Source organism: Ruegeria sp. HKCCA4812 (genome assembly GCF_013034245.1).
GTDB lineage: Bacteria > Pseudomonadota > Alphaproteobacteria > Rhodobacterales > Rhodobacteraceae > Ruegeria.
Genome location: NZ_WQFQ01000002.1, coordinates 100,783 through 116,287 on the forward strand (window position 1 = coordinate 100,783; position 15,505 = coordinate 116,287).

Here is a 15,505-nt window from a genome sequence, read left to right on the forward strand (position 1 = left end):
TCCGGTTGTCGCCTGCGTCACAGTGCGGTCGCGTGTCTTTCAGAAATCATCCGTCCGCGGGTTCGCGTTGGTCTGATCCAGCATCGATACAACTTCCGCCTTCCACCCCGCTTTTATTTTCAGCGCCAATTGCGACGGGGGGCGGTGATCCGGCGACAGGATGGCGTATTCGTATCTGAGGGGGTCCTTGAAAGGCAGGAATACCACACGGCCATGCGAGATGTTCAGTTTCCGTTCCGTCGCGACGGTTAACGGATCGACAATCGAGCAGCACTGCCCCGATCCAACAAACGGAATGAGCGGAAGAAAATACTGGCACGTCACACTTGGTTTGTAAGTGGCGGCAACCATCTGAAAAGCGCGTTGCACTTTCTTCTGAAAAGGGTGGGTGTCGTACAGTCCACCCATTGGCACATCATCGAGATCCGAAATGGTCACAGCCTTTTCTTTCGCCAACGGGTTGTCCCGATCCATTGCGCAAAAGCAGTCTCCGCTGATGATCTCTGCCGTGAATTGCGGCTTCTTTCCGACCGCGTGTTCGAAATCAGCAAACCCGAAATCAATGTTCTGAGTGCCTGCAAGTTCCATTATCTGTGGCGAACTGCGGGTTGACAGCGTAACCCGGATGTCCGGATTCCCGCCAACGGAACGGCTGATGAAATTCGGGAAGGCAAAAATGGACGGTCCCGGCATTGCTGCAATATTCAGGTTGCCCGAACTTCCTTTAAGAAGCCCGTGCATCGTGCTGGAAACCGTAGATAATCTGTCCAGTATTCCGGTGGTCTCGGCCAGCAGGTAGTGCGCCTCTGGCACTGGGATCAGACGCCGGCCTTTTCGTTCGAAAAGGGTCAGTCCAAGACTTCTTTCCAGGTTCTTGATTGCCAGGCTGATAGCAGGTTGTGTCCTGTTCAGCTTCTTTGCGGTTTGAGAGATGGACCCGGTTTCCATCACCTCACGAAAAACAGTCAATTGAGCAAGGTTCATGTTTAATATATAAGCGAAACTTTCGTTTTGTTAAATATAACAAATTTGTATTTATGCTAAAACTCCATAGGCTGAACGGATCAGAATTCGGACAAACCGAATCCAATGATCCACAACTGGGAGCTTACGATGAGATTGATGAAATGCCTGACGGGTTTGGCTTTGGCGGGTGCATTGGCTGCACCGGCGCTTGCACAGGACCCAACCTTTTTCCGCATCGGCACCGGCGGTGCAGGCGGCACTTATTTTCCGATCGGCGGGACCATCGCCAACGGAATTTCGGCCCCTCCGGGCTCACGCCCCTGCGAAGAGGGCGGCCAATGCGGCGTGCCCGGGTTGATCGCGATCGCACAGTCGACAACGGCGTCAGTCTTCAACAATGCCGCCGTGCAAAACGGCGAGCTTGAGGCCGGCCTGGCCGCGGCAGATGTAACCCGTTCGATGTATCTGGGTGAGGGCAAGTTTGAAGGCAAGCCCCACCCGAAACTGCGCATCGTCGCAAACCTGTTCCCGGAAGACCTGCACCTGGTTCTTCCCGCAGGCCAGACGATCAACGATCTGAGTGATCTCAAAGGCAAGCGCGTTGGTATTGCTCAGGCTGGTTCCGGCACGCAGGTGGCCGTGTTGCAAATGCTGGAAGCCTGGGGCGTCAACCGTGACAACATGGATGAGGCCGAGTTGAACAACAGCCAGAGTGCCGAACGTCTGGCCGATGGCCAACTGGACGCCTATTTCTACGCAGCAGGATGGCCGGTTGCCGCAATGGTGCAGCTGTCTTCGACCAAGGGCATGAACCTGCATTCCTTCAGCGATGAAGATTTGGCAAAGATCAACGAGATCATTCCTGCCTATATCCCGTCCGCTATCCCGGGCGGTGTATATGAGGGCATCGATTCCGAAACCAAGACCCCCGCGGTAAGCGCGATGCTGGTTGTTTCATCGGATCTGTCCGAAGATCTGGTCTATCAGCTGACCAAGGCCCTGTGGAACGACAACACGCGCAAGCTGCTGGACAACGGCCACGCAAAGGGCAAGCAGATCACGCCTGACACTGCGCTCGACGGCGTCGAGGCGCTGGGTGTTCCGCTGCATCCGGGTGCCGAGAAATTCTATAAAGAAGCCGGTCTTCTTCAATAACCACACCTGACTGAAACCTGTCGTCGGTGCCCCTTCTTGGGGCACCGCACTCTGGAATTATGCGAAATCGGGGGGCCATCATGTCCGAGACCCAGAAACTTGATGACCACGAACTGACGGCCGAGGAACTGGCGGCCATCGAAGAACAGTTCGACGAAGGCGCCGCTGTCCGGCAGGTCACGCCCACGGCAGGCAAGGTGTTGCGTGTCGTCGCCCTGATCTTTGCATTCTACGAATTCTTCACGGCTGGGTTCGGTCTGCCTGCCGACCACTGGCATATGGGCATCTATCTGGCTCTGCTGTTCATTCTGGTCTACGCCACGATCCCGATTGTCGGGGCCAAAAGCCTCTATGCTCTCAAAGTCAGTCGCTTCCGCATCGGCAACGTCCCTCTTTATGATCTGGTGTTCATGGCGCTTGGTATCATCGCCGCACTTTACGTGGGTTTCGCCTGGCGCGGCATCCCGTTCCTGGGGATCGAGGAACAAACCTTCCGCATGGGCAACCCAAACATCTATGATGTGATCCTCGGCGTCATCATCATCCTTCTGGTATTGGACATTGCGCGCCGCACGCTTGGTTGGGTATTGCCGCTGATCATCTGCGTATTCATCTCATACGCGCTGATGGGCCCCTATTTTCCCGGATTGCTGCAACATCCGGGCGTGAACTTCAAAACCTTCGTATCGTCAATGTACTTTCCGCAGGAAGGAATCTACGGCGTGACGCTTTGGGTCGTTTCGACCATCGTGTTCCACTTTGTCCTGTTCGGTGTGATCGCTCAGCGAACGGGGCTTGGACAATTGTTCATTGATAACGCAACCATTTTGGCGGGTCGCTATACGGGCGGTCCGGCCAAAGTGTCGGTGGTATCCTCGGCCTTCTTCGGCACGATCTCGGGCTCTTCGGTGGCTAACACCGTTTCGACCGGCGCGCTGACAATTCCCAACATGAAGCGCCTTGGATACCCCGGTCACTTTGCAGGCGGGGTCGAGGCCGCGTCTTCGGCCGGTGGTCAGATCACTCCGCCCATCATGGGTGCTGCGGCCTTCATCATGGCCGAGTTCCTCGAGGTGCCCTATACCACAATCGTGATCGCAGCGATCTTTCCGGCGATCCTGCACTATGTCGGCGTCTTTGCCGTGGTGCATCTGATGGCACGCAAGCTGAACCTGCAAGGTCTGGCGAAAGAGCAATTGCCGCAGCTCAAGGCCGTCTGGGCCGAGGGTTGGGCCAATATCGTGCCGCTGATCGGTCTGCTGGTGGTTCTGTTCACTGGATACACGCCCTTCATGTCGGCCTTCTGCGGCATATCTCTGGCGGTGATCGCGGGCATGTCGCGGATCAAGCAACCGCCAACACTGATCTACGCAGCGGCGTTTCTTGCGTTCGTGCTTTGGAAGTTCTCCGACGGTGGGTTCGACCTGTCCATGACGGCGATTCTGTGCGGATTGTCGGTAATCGCCACGCTGAACCCGCAGAAACGGATCGAAGTGCCCGAGATGCTGCAAGCGGTTGAGTTGGGTGTGAAATACTCTCTGGCCGTGGGCGCTGCAGCCGCTGCGGTAGGTATCGTCGTTGGTGTGATCAACACAACCGGTATCGGTTTCCGCATCGGGTTCATGGTTACTCAGGGCGCAGGAAACCTCGCCGCGGACCTTTACAACATGATTTCGTTCGGCAGCTGGCAATTGTTTGCGATGGAAGACCTGCAATTGTTTATCTCGCTGGTCTTCATTGCCATCGTTTGCATCCTGATGGGTGCCGGCATCCCGACCACGGCGCTGTACATCATGCTCGTCTCGGTGGCGCAGCCGGCGCTGGCGCAGTTGGGGGTTCCACCCATCGCCAGCCATCTGTTCGTGTTGTATTACGGCGTGGTCTCCGAGATCACACCTCCGGTCTGTACGTCGGCCTATGCGGCGGCGGCGATTGCGAATTCCAACCCGTTCCGCACCGGGCTGTCCGCCTTTACGCTGGGACTGGGCAAGGTCATCGCGCCAATGGCGTTCGTCTATGCGCCGGTTTTGCTGTTCGTGTCTTCCACCGGGTTCGATCTTTGGGAATTCACCTATACCGCCGCCAGCTGTATTGCCGGCGTCATCGCCCTTTCGGCAGCGGTCGTGGGGTATTGGTTGCAGCCACTCAACCTCGTGTCGCGCATCCTGATGGCCATTGCCGGGATTATCTTCGTGGCGCCCACGCTGACGGCTGACCTGATCGCATTGGCGGTGGCGTCTCCTGTCATTGTCACACAGGTGATCGCCCGCAGCCGAATTCAAGCAACGGCCTGACATGCCTGAACAAGTGACCATCATCGGCGCCGGGATCGTCGGTTTGTGCTGTGCGCTCTCGTTGCAGGAGCGCGGTATTGCCGTGCGTCTGATCGACCGTGGAGAACCGGGGCAGGAGACATCGTTCGGCAATGCCGGTGTCGTCTCGCCTTGGTCGGTCATTCCACAGGCCACGCCGGGTATCTGGAAAACGATCCCCGGGATGCTGTTGGACCCGAAAAGCGCGTTGACCGTCAGACTTGCGTTCTGGCCCAGGATGATACCCTGGGGCCTGAGGTTCCTGAAGAATTCAAGTGTGAAATCCGTACGCAATATCTCGGACGCAATGGAGGTGCTGTGCCGCCCTTCGATAGATCTGTACCGAAGACATCTGCAAAATACCGGGCACGAAGACCTTATTGTTGATTCCAACTATATCCACGCGTTTCGCAACCCCGATCAGGCTGACCTGAAAGAACTGGGATATCTGATCCGGCTGGAAAAAGGCGGACATCTAGAACGGATCGACGGACCAGAATTGCGCCGGATCGAACCTGCGTTGTCCCGAGATTTCAAGGCTGCGATCCTGATCAAGGGACAGGCGCGGGTCACGTCTCCTGGCCGGGTCGGTGCGGTTTTGGCCGACAAGGCCCGTCAACAAGGCGCCGAGTTCGTGCGGACAGAAGTCAAAGAACTAAAGCGCATGGAAGACGGACAATGGCACTTAACGTCACCGGCCGGCGCGCTTCACGCCGATACTGTCGTGCTGGCCGCCGGGGTTTGGTCTGCCGGGTTGCTGAAACCTTTGGGTTTGCCCGTGCCACTGGTGGCCGAGCGTGGATACCATGTCCAATTCCCGACCCCCTCTGCCAGCCTGCAAAACTCGGTGATGGACGTGGACGCCAAGGTGGTGGCCAGTTCAATGCAGGACGGTCTGCGTGTGGCCGGCACGGCCGAATTCGGCAGCATCGACGCGCCGCCGGATCCACGCAAACAGTCGCTTCTGACCGCACAGGCCCGCGCAATGATGCCGGATCTGAACACCTCGGATACACAGTTCTGGATGGGCCGACGCCCGTCTTTTCCCGACAGTTTGCCTGCGATCGGTCCGGTTGAAGGACACAAGGGCCTGTTCACCGCCTTTGGTCATTCCCATTACGGTTTGATGATGGCCCCCAAAACAGGTGAGCTGGTGGCTGACCTGGTGTCAGGGCAACGCCTCAACATCCCATTGGATTCATTCGCCTTGTCGCGATTTTGACGCGCAACAACCACCGTTTCGAAGAAGGATTACCCCATCATGCCGATCTACCAGGGTGGACAGAATATTTGCGGAGCCGCTATCGGGGTTTTGTGTCTGGAAAGCTATTTTCCGAAACCTCCCGGTCATATCAAGAACCCTTCCAGCCTGCCGTTCCCGGTGCTGTACGAGATGATAGATGGCGTCACGGTGCCAACGCTGCTGCACAATCCGACGCCTGATCTGCTGAACCCATTCATAAAAGGCGCGCAACGGCTTGAGGCTGAAGGCGTGCGCGCCATCACCGGAAGTTGCGGGTTTCTCGCCCTGTTCCAAAAAGAGCTGACCGCGGCCGTATCGGTGCCTGTCTTCGCTTCGAGCCTGATACAGGTGCCGTTGGCCTTTCACATGACCGGGGCCAGCGCACCGGTCGGGGTGATTACAGCGGATTCGTCAGCGCTGACGCAACGCCATTTTGAAGGCGTTGGAGCGGGGGGCGTTCCGGTGGCCGTACAGGGTCTGGAACACACCAGTGAGTTTGCCGAAGTCATCCTGCGCAACGCGCGCAACCGAATGGACACAGATCTGATCGAGGCCGAAGTGCTGGACACTGCACGCAGGCTGAAGCGCGAAACGCCCGAAATACGCTCTGTGGTGTTGGAATGCACAGATCTTCCGCCTTATGCAAAGCGCATTCAAGAAGACCTGAAACTGCCGGTCTTTGACCTGACGACGCTGGCGCAAATGGTGCACAATGTAAGCGCGCGCACCGGGTATTGCGGGCTGATGCCGTGGGGCTGAGGCCTTGCAGGCTAGTGTTTTCATTCAATGGCTCAGACATGTCGAATAGCCGCGAAAACAGTCGCTGTTTGCCGATGCCTTTCGAAGGACCGATACAAGGGACTTTCCCTTGCTGAAACGGCTGGTTAAGAAGCCCTTTCACTGCCGTTTCAGGAGGCCCCTTTGGACCGTATCGCCCGCACCATAGCCACCGAGATCAATGCACGTCCCGATCAGGTCGGTGCTGCGATCAATCTATTGGACGACGGAGCGACGGTTCCCTTTGTCGCCCGCTATCGGAAAGAAGCAACCGGTGGGTTGGACGACACTCAATTGCGCCTTCTGTCCGAGCGTTTGACCTATCTGCGTGAGCTTGAGGCACGGCGGGAAACCATCCTGAAGTCAATAAAAGAACAGGGGAAGCTGACCGAAGATCTGAGTAAATCGATAGCTCGGGCAGAAACCAAGGCACAGCTGGAAGACATCTATCTGCCTTACAAGCCCAAGCGGCGCACCAAGGCGATGATCGCGCGTGAAAACGGGCTGGAACCCCTGGTCGAAGCCATTCTGGCCGATCGCGATGCGGACCCGGAAACACTGGCCGGGGCATACCTGAGCGAGGCCGTTGCCACCCCTCGTGACGCGCTGAACGGCGCGCGGGACATTCTGACCGAACGATTGACGGAAAACGCGACTCTGCTGGGTGAGTTGCGGGCCTTCATGCAGCGCGAGGCGCTGCTCAGTGCACGGGTTGTCGACGGGAAAGAACAGGAAGGCGCCAAGTTCAGTGATTATTTTGACCATTCCGAACGATGGGCGGATGTTCCGTCGCATAGGGCATTGGCAATGCTGCGGGCGTCAAAAGAGGACATTGTTTCACTTGATATCGCGCCGGAACCGGAGTTCGGGGCAGCCCGGGCCGAATCCATCGTGGCCGCGCATTTGCAGACCCGTGGCCAAGGACCGGGTGATGCTTGGTTGCGCAAGGTTGCCGGGTGGACATGGCGGGTCAAGCTTTCGCTGTCGATGATGGTCGAACTGATGGCCGAACTGCGCAGTCGGGCACAGGATGAGGCAATTCAGGTCTTTTCACGCAACCTCAAGGACTTGCTGTTTGCTGCTCCGGCGGGTGCCAAGGCCACTTTGGGTCTTGATCCCGGCATCCGCACCGGCGTGAAAGCGGCGGTGGTTGACGCAACGGGCAAGGTCGTGGCCACTGACACGCTGTATCCCTTTCAACCCAAAAACGATTTGCGCGGCGCGCAGGCTGCCATCCTGAATCTGATCTCGGCCCATCAGATCGAACTGATCGCAATCGGAAACGGAACAGCGAGCCGCGAAACCGAACGGTTGGTTGCGGATACGCTGGCTCTGCTCCCCAAGGCGGTAAAAGCACCGACCAAGGTGGTAGTGTCCGAAGCGGGGGCTTCGGTCTATTCCGCGTCGGAGCTGGCAGCACGAGAGTTTCCCGATCTGGACGTTTCGCTGCGTGGGGCGGTGTCCATCGCCCGGCGATTGCAGGACCCTTTGGCAGAACTGGTCAAAATCGAACCGAAATCCATCGGCGTCGGGCAATATCAGCATGACGTTGACCAGCACCGCCTGTCGCAATCCCTGGATTCCGCGATCGAGGATGTCGTGAACGCGGTCGGGGTTGACCTGAACACGGCCTCTGCACCTTTGCTTGCGCGCGTGTCGGGGCTGGGCCCCGCGCAAGCCGAAGCCATCGTCGCCCATCGCGATCTGAACGGGCCGTTCCAATCACGCAAGGACCTGTTGTCCGTTGCCGGGCTGGGGCCGCGTGCCTTTGAACAATGCGCCGGGTTTCTTCGCGTAAGGGACGGCGCCGAACCGCTTGATGCGTCGTCGGTGCACCCCGAAGCCTATGAAGTCGCCCGCCGCGTCGTGTCGGCCTGCGGGCGGGATATCAGGCACATCATGGGCCATGAGGGGGCCTTGAAAGGGTTGCGGGCACAACAATTCGTAACCGAAGATTTCGGCCTGCCCACGGTTCTGGATATCTTTGCCGAGCTTGAGAAACCCGGACGAGACCCCCGGCCCAGCTTTGTCACGGCCACTTTCGCGGATGGCATCGAAGAGATAACCGATCTGAAGCCCGGAATGGTTCTTGAAGGCACCGTGACAAACGTGGCTGCCTTTGGGGCCTTTGTGGATGTGGGCGTTCATCAGGACGGTCTGGTTCACGTCAGCCAGTTGGCCGACCGCTTCGTCAAGGACCCGCACGAGGTCGTCAAGGCCGGGCAAGTCGTGAAAGTGCGCGTTGTCGAGGTGGATGTACCCAGAAAACGGATCGGGCTTTCGATGCGCAAACAGGGCGGCGGCGGAAAGCGGCGCGCCTGATGTGCAATCTGCACATTATCCGGGCGTAACGACATGAAGGCGTTACCCGCCGGAAATAGCGTGCAGACCGATACGGGCAGCCGGCATGCGTTGTTTTCATTGCGCGCTGAACTGGGTATCAGCAAGAGAGTTCTCAGCGTCGCCAATCGGATCGAAATGGATACGACAGTTCATGCAGTACCACAACACGCCTTACGACAAGCTTCAGGTCGGTGATACTGCCGAGCTGGCCCGCACGTGCTCGGTCGATGATTTCTATGTGTTCGCCAACAATTCCGGCAACCACAATCCGCTTCATCTGGCCAGCGAAGACGGCGACGGCGACCACATCAACGAAGCGGTTGCCCCTGCCATGTTCGTGGGGGCCCTGATCTCGGCCGTTTTGGGGAACGTTCTGCCGGGGGCAGGGACGCTCTACAAATCGCAGCGATTTGATTTTGTGGAAAGGGCGCATGCCGGTGATGAGCTGGTATCCAAAGTCACCGTTCTGGAAAAGCGACCAAACCGGGAGGTTGTCTTTGACACGGTCGTTACGCGCCCATCGGACGGTGCCGTGATCGTCAGCGGGCAGGCCGTCGTGATCGCGCCGGAGAAAGAGATGGTGTTCGCCGAGTTGGATTTGCCCGGGCTGGTGGTGAAACGTCATCGTCACTTTGATGCCATGCTGGAAAAGGTGCGCCCGCTGCCGCCCATGCCGACCGCTGTCGTGGCCCCGGAAGAGCCCAACGCCTTGGGTGGGGCGCTGCTGGCCGCGCATGAGACGATCATCACACCCATTCTGATCGGTGACTCGGACAAAATCGCGCACGCGGCCGCCGAAATCGGAGCGTCGTTGGATGGGATTGAAATCATTCCGCAGAGCGATCACGTCGGTGCGGCCAATGCGGCGGTCGATCTGGTTGCAGAAGGTCGAGCGAAAGCGCTGATGAAAGGGCATCTGCATACGGATGAATTGCTGAAGGCTGCGCTCAGGCGTGAAAACGGCCTGCGCACCGGCCGCCGCTTTACCCATGTCTTTGTCATGGACGTGCCCGGACAACCCAGACCTTTGTTGGTGACGGACGCGGCGATCAATATCGAGCCGGACCTTGAAACCAAGATTGATATTGTCCAGAACGCAATCGACCTGGCCCTGTCTCTGGGGATCGAAAACCCCAGGGCGGGTGTTCTGTCTGCCATCGAAACCGTCAATCCGGCGATCCGATCCTCGGTTGACGCGGCTTTGCTGTCGAAAATGGCGGAACGCGGTCAGATCACGGGCGGGCTTGTTGACGGCCCCCTTGCCATGGACAATGCCGTCAGCCTTGCGGCTGCGCGTTCCAAAGGGATTGTGTCGGATGTCGCGGGCAAAACCGATATTCTGGTGGTGCCAAATCTGGATGCCGGGAACATGATGGCCAAGCAACTGACCTATATCGCCAATGCAGAAGGGGCCGGTCTGGTCATGGGGGCCAAAGCTCCGATCATTTTGACAAGCCGCGCCGATGACGACAAAGCCCGGTTGGCATCCTGTGCGGTGGCGGCACTGCACGAAGTCTTTTCCTTACCGCGCACCGGAGCACCCGCATGACACATGTCGTGACACTGAACGCTGGATCGTCTTCCATGAAATTTGGTCTGTTCGAGCTGACCGATGACGATCCGATCATGGTGTGCACCGGCGCTGTGGAGCGGATTGGAGAGCCAGAGCCGCTTGTCAAGGCAAAGTCTTCCGACGGAAGTGTCCTTGCCAGCGGCACCGCCGGAGAAATACGCGATCACGCCACAGCGCTGGACTGGGTTTTGAACCTGCTTGCGCGCTCATTTCCAAACAGCGACGTGACTGCGGTCGGGCATCGTGTTGTCCATGGTGGACCTGACATCGACGCTCCGGTGCCATTGACCAAGGCGTCTATTCAAGAGCTGGACAAGCTGTCCCCGTTCGCGCCTTTGCATCAGCCGCACAATCTGGCCGGAGCAAGGGCCGCGATGGAACGTTTTCCGAATGCGGTTCAGATCGCCTGTTTCGACACCGCCTTTCACCGCAATCATCCGTGGGAGAATGACGTTTTTGCCTTGCCGCGCGAGTATTACGACAAAGGTGTTCGGCGTTATGGCTTTCACGGGCTCAGCTATGAATTCATTTCGGATCACATGGCAAAGACAGCGCCGCTTTTGCACGAAGGGCGCGTGGTCGTGGCCCATCTGGGCAATGGTGCATCGATGTGTGCGATGATCGGAGGGCGCTCCGTCGGATCGACCATGGGGTTTTCGGCCCTTGACGGGCTGCCGATGGGGTCACGCTGTGGTCAACTTGATCCCGGCGTGGTCCTGTATCTGATGGACCAGGAAGGGCTGAGCGCTGACGAAATCTCGGACCTGTTGTTCCGAAAGTCGGGGCTTTTGGGCCTGTCCGGGCTGTCCAACGATATGCGTACCCTGGAAAAGGCGGACACGCGCGAAAGCCGACAGGCGATCAGCTATTTCACCTTCCGTATCCGGCGCGAACTTGGCGCGATGGCGGCCATTCTCGGCGGTATCGACGCCTTGGTGTTTACCGGTGGGATCGGAGAAAACTCACGTCTGGTGCGTGACCGGGTGTGCTCTGGGATGGGATGGCTGGGCATCGAGCTCAATCCTGATGCAAATGCGGACAATGACCGGATCATTTCAACCGATCTGTCCCGTGTCGTGGTCATGGCAATCCCGACCAATGAAGAACTGGTCATTGCCCGTGCGGCGGCTGACCTGCTGGCCAAACGCCCACGGCTCAGAACTGCCTAGCGATCTACGTCTCGACATAGGTCCAGCGATAGGCAGGCGGGGTCGGTCCCTTGTTCCGGCCGCCTTGCTGCATCTGTTCCCACGCATGGGCCAGAATGCCAACAGATCTGGACAGGCAAAACAGACCGCGTGCCAGTGGGGGCGCAAAGCCCAACTCGGCATAGATCACTGCGGTGGCACCATCTATGTTCATTGGAACGGGCTTTCCCTTGCGCCGGGCCAATTCTGCCTCGATCGCCTGTCCGATCTGTAGGAACTGACCATCACAAGCCCCGTCCGTCACAGCATCACGGACCAACGCCATCAGACGTGGAGCGCGCGGATCCGTCGGCGTGTGGAAACGATGGCCAAAACCCGGCAATATCTTTCCTTCACGCTCGATCCACTCGTCCAGCCTTTGATCCAACCGGCCAGGATGTTGCGCCACGAAATGGTACAGCCTAACCGCTTGCTCGCCAGCCCCGCCGTGAATATCCCCCAACATGTTCACAGCGCTCGCCATCGCGTTGTTCAGCGGCAGTCCGCAGGTTACGGCCATCCGCGCCGTTGCGATCGAAGGCGCCTGAGGTCCGTGGTCCACGGCGGCAACCAGCGCGGCCTCGAACAACCGGGCCTGCGCCCCAGAGGGTCGGTCGCCACGAACCATGAACCAGATCATCTCGCTGAAACCGAGATGCCCGATCAGATTCTGAATCGGCTCTCCGCGCAGGTCGATCCGGCCCGGTTCCATATCGATGATGGAAGTCGTCCACCAATCGGACACATCGCTCATATGATGCCTTCCTTGCTCAAAGCGTCAATTTCCGCGCCGGACAACCCAATTTCAGACCAGATCGCGTTATTGTCTGCCCCAAGTTCAGGCGGCGCGGCTTGGGGCATTTGCCGTTCACCGTCCATGACAATGGGGCTGCCTGCAAGTTTCATGTCTTCGCCCTGCACCCGCAAAGACCCGATCAGGCCGCGACCGGCAAGCTGTTCGTCATCAAGCGCCTCGGGTACGGTCAACACCTGCCCGGCCGGCACTCCGATTGCGTTGAGTTCGCTGACCCAGTCTGATGCCGCTCTGGTCCGCAAGGTCTCCTCCAGCGCCGCGCGCAGGGCGTGGCGATTGCGCTTGCGGTCTTCGCGCGTTTCATAGTCCGGGTGGGCCAGCAGGTCTTGCCGGCCCAGATGCCGGGCCAGTGCCTGCCATTGTTCGTCGCGGTTTGCGGCAATGTTGATGGGCGCGTCAGCAGTTGCAAATGTTCCTGACGGCGCTGACGTCGTGTTTTCGTTGCCATGGGCCCCGGGAATGGCGCCGGCGATCAGATAGTTCGACACGACCCAACCCATTGTCGAGATCACGGCTTCGGACATTGCCACATCCAGATAGGCCCCGCGAGGATCCGCGTTCAGGGCGGCGGACACTGCAAAAGCGGCCGTCATCCCACCGATCGTGTCCGCCAAAGGATAGCCAACGCGATAGGGTGCGGTGTCAGGGCCGCCGGTGACAGACATCACGCCACTGATACCCTGCACGATCTGGTCATAGGCCGGATCGCCTCGGCGCGGACCGTCCTGACCGAACCCGCTTATGGCACAGTAAATCAGGCTGGGGTTCACATCGCGCAAGACGCCATACCCAAGTCCAAGCCGATCCATCACACCGGGGCGAAAGTTCTCTACCAACACGTCGGCTGTCTGGACAAGGCGTTTCAGAAGCGCCTTGCCCCGTTCTGATTTCATGTTGAGCGTAATGGACTTTTTTTCAGCATTCTGCGCCAGAAAGCTGACGCCCATACCGGCCTTGTTTCTGGCAGGATCAGCACCCAAGACGCGGGCAAGGTCGCCACCGTCAGGGCGTTCGACCTTGATCACTTCGGCGCCCATGAGCGCCAGTTGATAGCAGCAATACGGACCCGCGAGGACATTCGTCAGATCGAGAACCCGTATTCCTGCCAATGGCTCAGTCACCGTCGGCAACCCCTGCGGCCCGAGCACGCGCCCGGCGCGCGCGATAGCTGGGCAACAGCACCAGCAGCACCGCGACAACAAGCAGACCCAGCGTCATCGGACGTTCCCAGATGAAAGCAATACCGTCATAGAGCTGCATCGAACGGGCAAAGTTATCCTCCATCATCCCCCCGAGGATGAAACCAATCAGCAGCGGCGCAAGCGGGTAGTCGGCAAATTTCAACGCCGTGGCGCAAACACCGAAGCCAACAAGTATCAAAAGCTCGGTCGCATTGTTCTGCCCGATATAGGCCCCCATCAGAGTGAAGAACAAAATGAAGGGGATCAGGTAATTGCGCGGTACCGAGAGAACCTTTGCGATATATGGGATCAGCGGCAGGTTCAGGATCAGCAGAACAAGGTTGCCAATGAACATTGACATGATGACGGCCCAGAATATCTGCGGCTCGTCCAGCATCAGCCGTGGGCCGGGTGTCACGTTCAGGGCAATCAGTGCGCCAAGCAGGATCGCGGTGGTGCCGGACCCGGGAATGCCCAGTGTCAGCAGCGGCACGAAAGAACCGGTGCATGCCGCGTTGTTCGCCGTTTCGGGCGCAGCCAGACCTTTTATTGACCCTTTGCCGAATTCGTCCTGTTCCTCTTTCGGGGCAATGTTGCGCTCGACCGCGTAGCCGAGGAAGCTGGCAATCGTTGCCCCCGCACCGGGCAGAACCCCGATAAAGAAGCCCTGTACAGATTGGCGGCCGATCACCGGTGCGATGGCCTTGGCTTCACTGCCTGTGATGCGCAGGTCCTTGATCTTGCCGTCATCCCCCTGAAGGTTTTTGGGTTTGAGCACCAGAAACAGCGCTTCGGGCAGGGCGAACATGGCCATGGCAAGCGTGATGAAGCCAAAGCCCGATTGCAGATCCATGATACCCATTGTGAAACGCGGCAGGTTGAACAATGCACCTTCACCGACCGTTGCCATGATCAACCCAAGTAGCGTCATGATGACGGCTTTGGCCACTTGACCAGTGCCTGCGAAGGCTGCGATTGCCGACAGGCCCACGACCATAAGCGCGAAATACTCGGCCGAGTGGAACAGCAGTGCCACCGAAGACAGAGCAGGGGCAAAGACCATCAACAAAATGGCTCCGATCGTACCGCCGGCAAAACTTGCAATAGCTGCAACAGTCAACGCTTTGCCCGCTTTGCCCTGGCGGGCCATCGGATAGCCGTCGAAACTGGACGCAACAGTGCCCGCGACCCCCGGCGCGTTGAGAAGGATCGAAGATGTCGAACCGCCAAAGATGGCGCCGTAATACACTCCGGCCAGCAGGATCAGCGCTGCGGACGGGTCGCCCATGGAAATCGCGACCGGGATCATGATGGCGATGATCGACATCGGCCCAAGACCTGGAAGCATGCCGATGAACGTGCCGATCAGGCACCCTGCGATCACCATCAGCAGGTTTTGAATTGAGAATGCCGTTTGCAGACCGATCAGAAGTCCTTCGAGCATGTCAGCCTCCGAAAATGCCCGGCAATGGGCGCATGTAGATGCCAAGAACTTCCTGAACCAGATACCAGACCGCGCCTGTGGCGATCAGCGCGACGGGTAGCATGACGTGCCATTTGCGCTCACCCAGAATGAAAGACCCGAGGATCAGAAAGGCCGAGGTCGAGATCAGAAACCCAACAGGGCGCAGGCAAAGCGCGTAAATCACCATCAAGGCCAGCAACATAAGCGCTTGATCAAGGTGGTATTCCCCCAGTCGCCGGTAATCGATATCGGCTTCCTTTGGTTCCGCCTTTTCAAAGCCCAGCAAAATGATCGTGGTGGTGACGACACCCAGAACCGACAGCACTTTGGGGAAAGTGCTGGGCCAGATCGGGTTTCTCTGCATGAAAGGGGGCAGGCTGCCGTCCATCGTGAACCAAGCCGCATAGCCATATGTCAAACACACACCCAGAAGAATGAGTGCGATCCAGCGATCCAGCGCCATGAGACCCCCTCCTTGTTCTTGTTCGT

12 protein-coding genes are annotated in these 15,505 nt (G+C 58.4%); 7 read left to right on the top strand and 5 right to left on the bottom strand.

The window, feature by feature from the left end:
• Positions 1 to 39 precede the first annotated feature (39 nt).
• A complete protein-coding gene (locus GOW04_RS07840; RefSeq protein ID WP_171232113.1) occupies positions 40 to 984 on the bottom strand; it encodes a LysR family transcriptional regulator in 945 nt (314 codons plus the stop codon).
• A gap of 129 nt (positions 985 to 1,113) precedes the next feature.
• Between GOW04_RS07840 and GOW04_RS07845 the strand changes: the two genes are divergently transcribed.
• The 7 genes from GOW04_RS07845 (at position 1,114) to GOW04_RS07875 (ending at position 11,538) form a co-directional block, all read left to right on the top strand.
• Positions 1,114 to 2,121 carry a TAXI family TRAP transporter solute-binding subunit gene (locus GOW04_RS07845; RefSeq protein WP_171119318.1) on the top strand — a complete coding sequence of 336 codons (1,008 nt, stop codon included), beginning with the start codon at positions 1,114 to 1,116 and terminating at the stop codon, positions 2,119 to 2,121.
• Between the two features lie 80 nt (positions 2,122 to 2,201).
• A complete protein-coding gene (locus GOW04_RS07850) occupies positions 2,202 to 4,415 on the top strand; it encodes a TRAP transporter fused permease subunit (RefSeq protein ID WP_171232114.1) in 2,214 nt (737 codons plus the stop codon).
• Between the two features lies 1 nt (position 4,416).
• Complete coding sequence (locus GOW04_RS07855) at positions 4,417 to 5,655, top strand: FAD-binding oxidoreductase (protein WP_171232115.1); 1,239 nt, start codon at positions 4,417 to 4,419, stop codon at positions 5,653 to 5,655.
• A 39-nt stretch (positions 5,656 to 5,694) separates the two neighbouring features.
• On the top strand, positions 5,695 to 6,435 hold the full coding sequence (locus tag GOW04_RS07860; RefSeq protein WP_171232116.1) for an aspartate/glutamate racemase family protein: 741 nt from the start codon (positions 5,695 to 5,697) through the stop codon (positions 6,433 to 6,435).
• Positions 6,436 to 6,597: 162 nt separating this feature from the next.
• Positions 6,598 to 8,775 carry a Tex family protein gene (locus tag GOW04_RS07865; RefSeq protein ID WP_171232117.1) on the top strand — a complete coding sequence of 726 codons (2,178 nt, stop codon included), beginning with the start codon at positions 6,598 to 6,600 and terminating at the stop codon, positions 8,773 to 8,775.
• 172 nt (positions 8,776 to 8,947) lie between these two features.
• The gene (locus tag GOW04_RS07870; protein ID WP_171232118.1) at positions 8,948 to 10,345 is read left to right on the top strand and encodes a bifunctional enoyl-CoA hydratase/phosphate acetyltransferase; all 1,398 of its coding nucleotides are present in this window, start codon (positions 8,948 to 8,950) and stop codon (positions 10,343 to 10,345) included.
• Entirely contained in the window at positions 10,342 to 11,538 is a 1,197-nt protein-coding gene (locus GOW04_RS07875) for an acetate/propionate family kinase (protein WP_171232119.1), read from the top strand. Before GOW04_RS07870 ends, GOW04_RS07875 begins: the two co-directional genes overlap by 4 nt.
• A 4-nt stretch (positions 11,539 to 11,542) precedes the next feature.
• On the opposite strand, the gene GOW04_RS07880 is transcribed toward GOW04_RS07875, so the two are convergent.
• The 4 genes from GOW04_RS07880 to GOW04_RS07895 are packed head-to-tail and all read right to left on the bottom strand — an operon-like array spanning position 11,543 to position 15,479.
• Positions 11,543 to 12,310 carry a citryl-CoA lyase gene (locus GOW04_RS07880; protein ID WP_171232120.1) on the bottom strand — a complete coding sequence of 256 codons (768 nt, stop codon included), beginning with the start codon at positions 12,308 to 12,310 and terminating at the stop codon, positions 11,543 to 11,545.
• Positions 12,307 to 13,491: a CoA transferase gene (locus GOW04_RS07885; protein ID WP_171232121.1), complete on the bottom strand. Its 1,185-nt coding sequence runs from the start codon at positions 13,489 to 13,491 to the stop codon at positions 12,307 to 12,309. The genes GOW04_RS07880 and GOW04_RS07885 overlap by 4 nt, the downstream gene beginning before the upstream one ends.
• On the bottom strand, positions 13,484 to 14,995 hold the full coding sequence (locus GOW04_RS07890) for a tripartite tricarboxylate transporter permease (RefSeq protein WP_171232122.1): 1,512 nt from the start codon (positions 14,993 to 14,995) through the stop codon (positions 13,484 to 13,486). Before GOW04_RS07890 ends, GOW04_RS07885 begins: the two co-directional genes overlap by 8 nt.
• Position 14,996: 1 nt before the next feature.
• Positions 14,997 to 15,479: a tripartite tricarboxylate transporter TctB family protein gene (locus GOW04_RS07895; protein ID WP_152460311.1), complete on the bottom strand. Its 483-nt coding sequence runs from the start codon at positions 15,477 to 15,479 to the stop codon at positions 14,997 to 14,999.
• Between the last annotated feature and the right edge of the window lie 26 nt (positions 15,480 to 15,505).

Bases quoted from the DNA above. Each gene is read 5' to 3' on its own strand.
- GOW04_RS07895 (WP_152460311.1), bottom strand. From the start codon at position 15,479: ATGGCGCTGGATCGCTGGATCGCACTCATTCTTCTGGGTGTGTGTTTG.
- GOW04_RS07850 (WP_171232114.1), top strand. From the start codon at position 2,202: ATGTCCGAGACCCAGAAACTTGATGACCACGAACTGACGGCCGAGGAA.
- GOW04_RS07870 (WP_171232118.1), top strand. From the start codon at position 8,948: ATGCAGTACCACAACACGCCTTACGACAAGCTTCAGGTCGGTGATACT.
- GOW04_RS07875 (WP_171232119.1), top strand. From the start codon at position 10,342: ATGACACATGTCGTGACACTGAACGCTGGATCGTCTTCCATGAAATTT.
- GOW04_RS07855 (WP_171232115.1), top strand. From the start codon at position 4,417: ATGCCTGAACAAGTGACCATCATCGGCGCCGGGATCGTCGGTTTGTGC.
- GOW04_RS07880 (WP_171232120.1), bottom strand. From the start codon at position 12,310: ATGAGCGATGTGTCCGATTGGTGGACGACTTCCATCATCGATATGGAA.
- GOW04_RS07860 (WP_171232116.1), top strand. From the start codon at position 5,695: ATGCCGATCTACCAGGGTGGACAGAATATTTGCGGAGCCGCTATCGGG.
- GOW04_RS07845 (WP_171119318.1), top strand. From the start codon at position 1,114: ATGAGATTGATGAAATGCCTGACGGGTTTGGCTTTGGCGGGTGCATTG.
- GOW04_RS07890 (WP_171232122.1), bottom strand. From the start codon at position 14,995: ATGCTCGAAGGACTTCTGATCGGTCTGCAAACGGCATTCTCAATTCAA.
- GOW04_RS07840 (WP_171232113.1), bottom strand. From the start codon at position 984: ATGAACCTTGCTCAATTGACTGTTTTTCGTGAGGTGATGGAAACCGGG.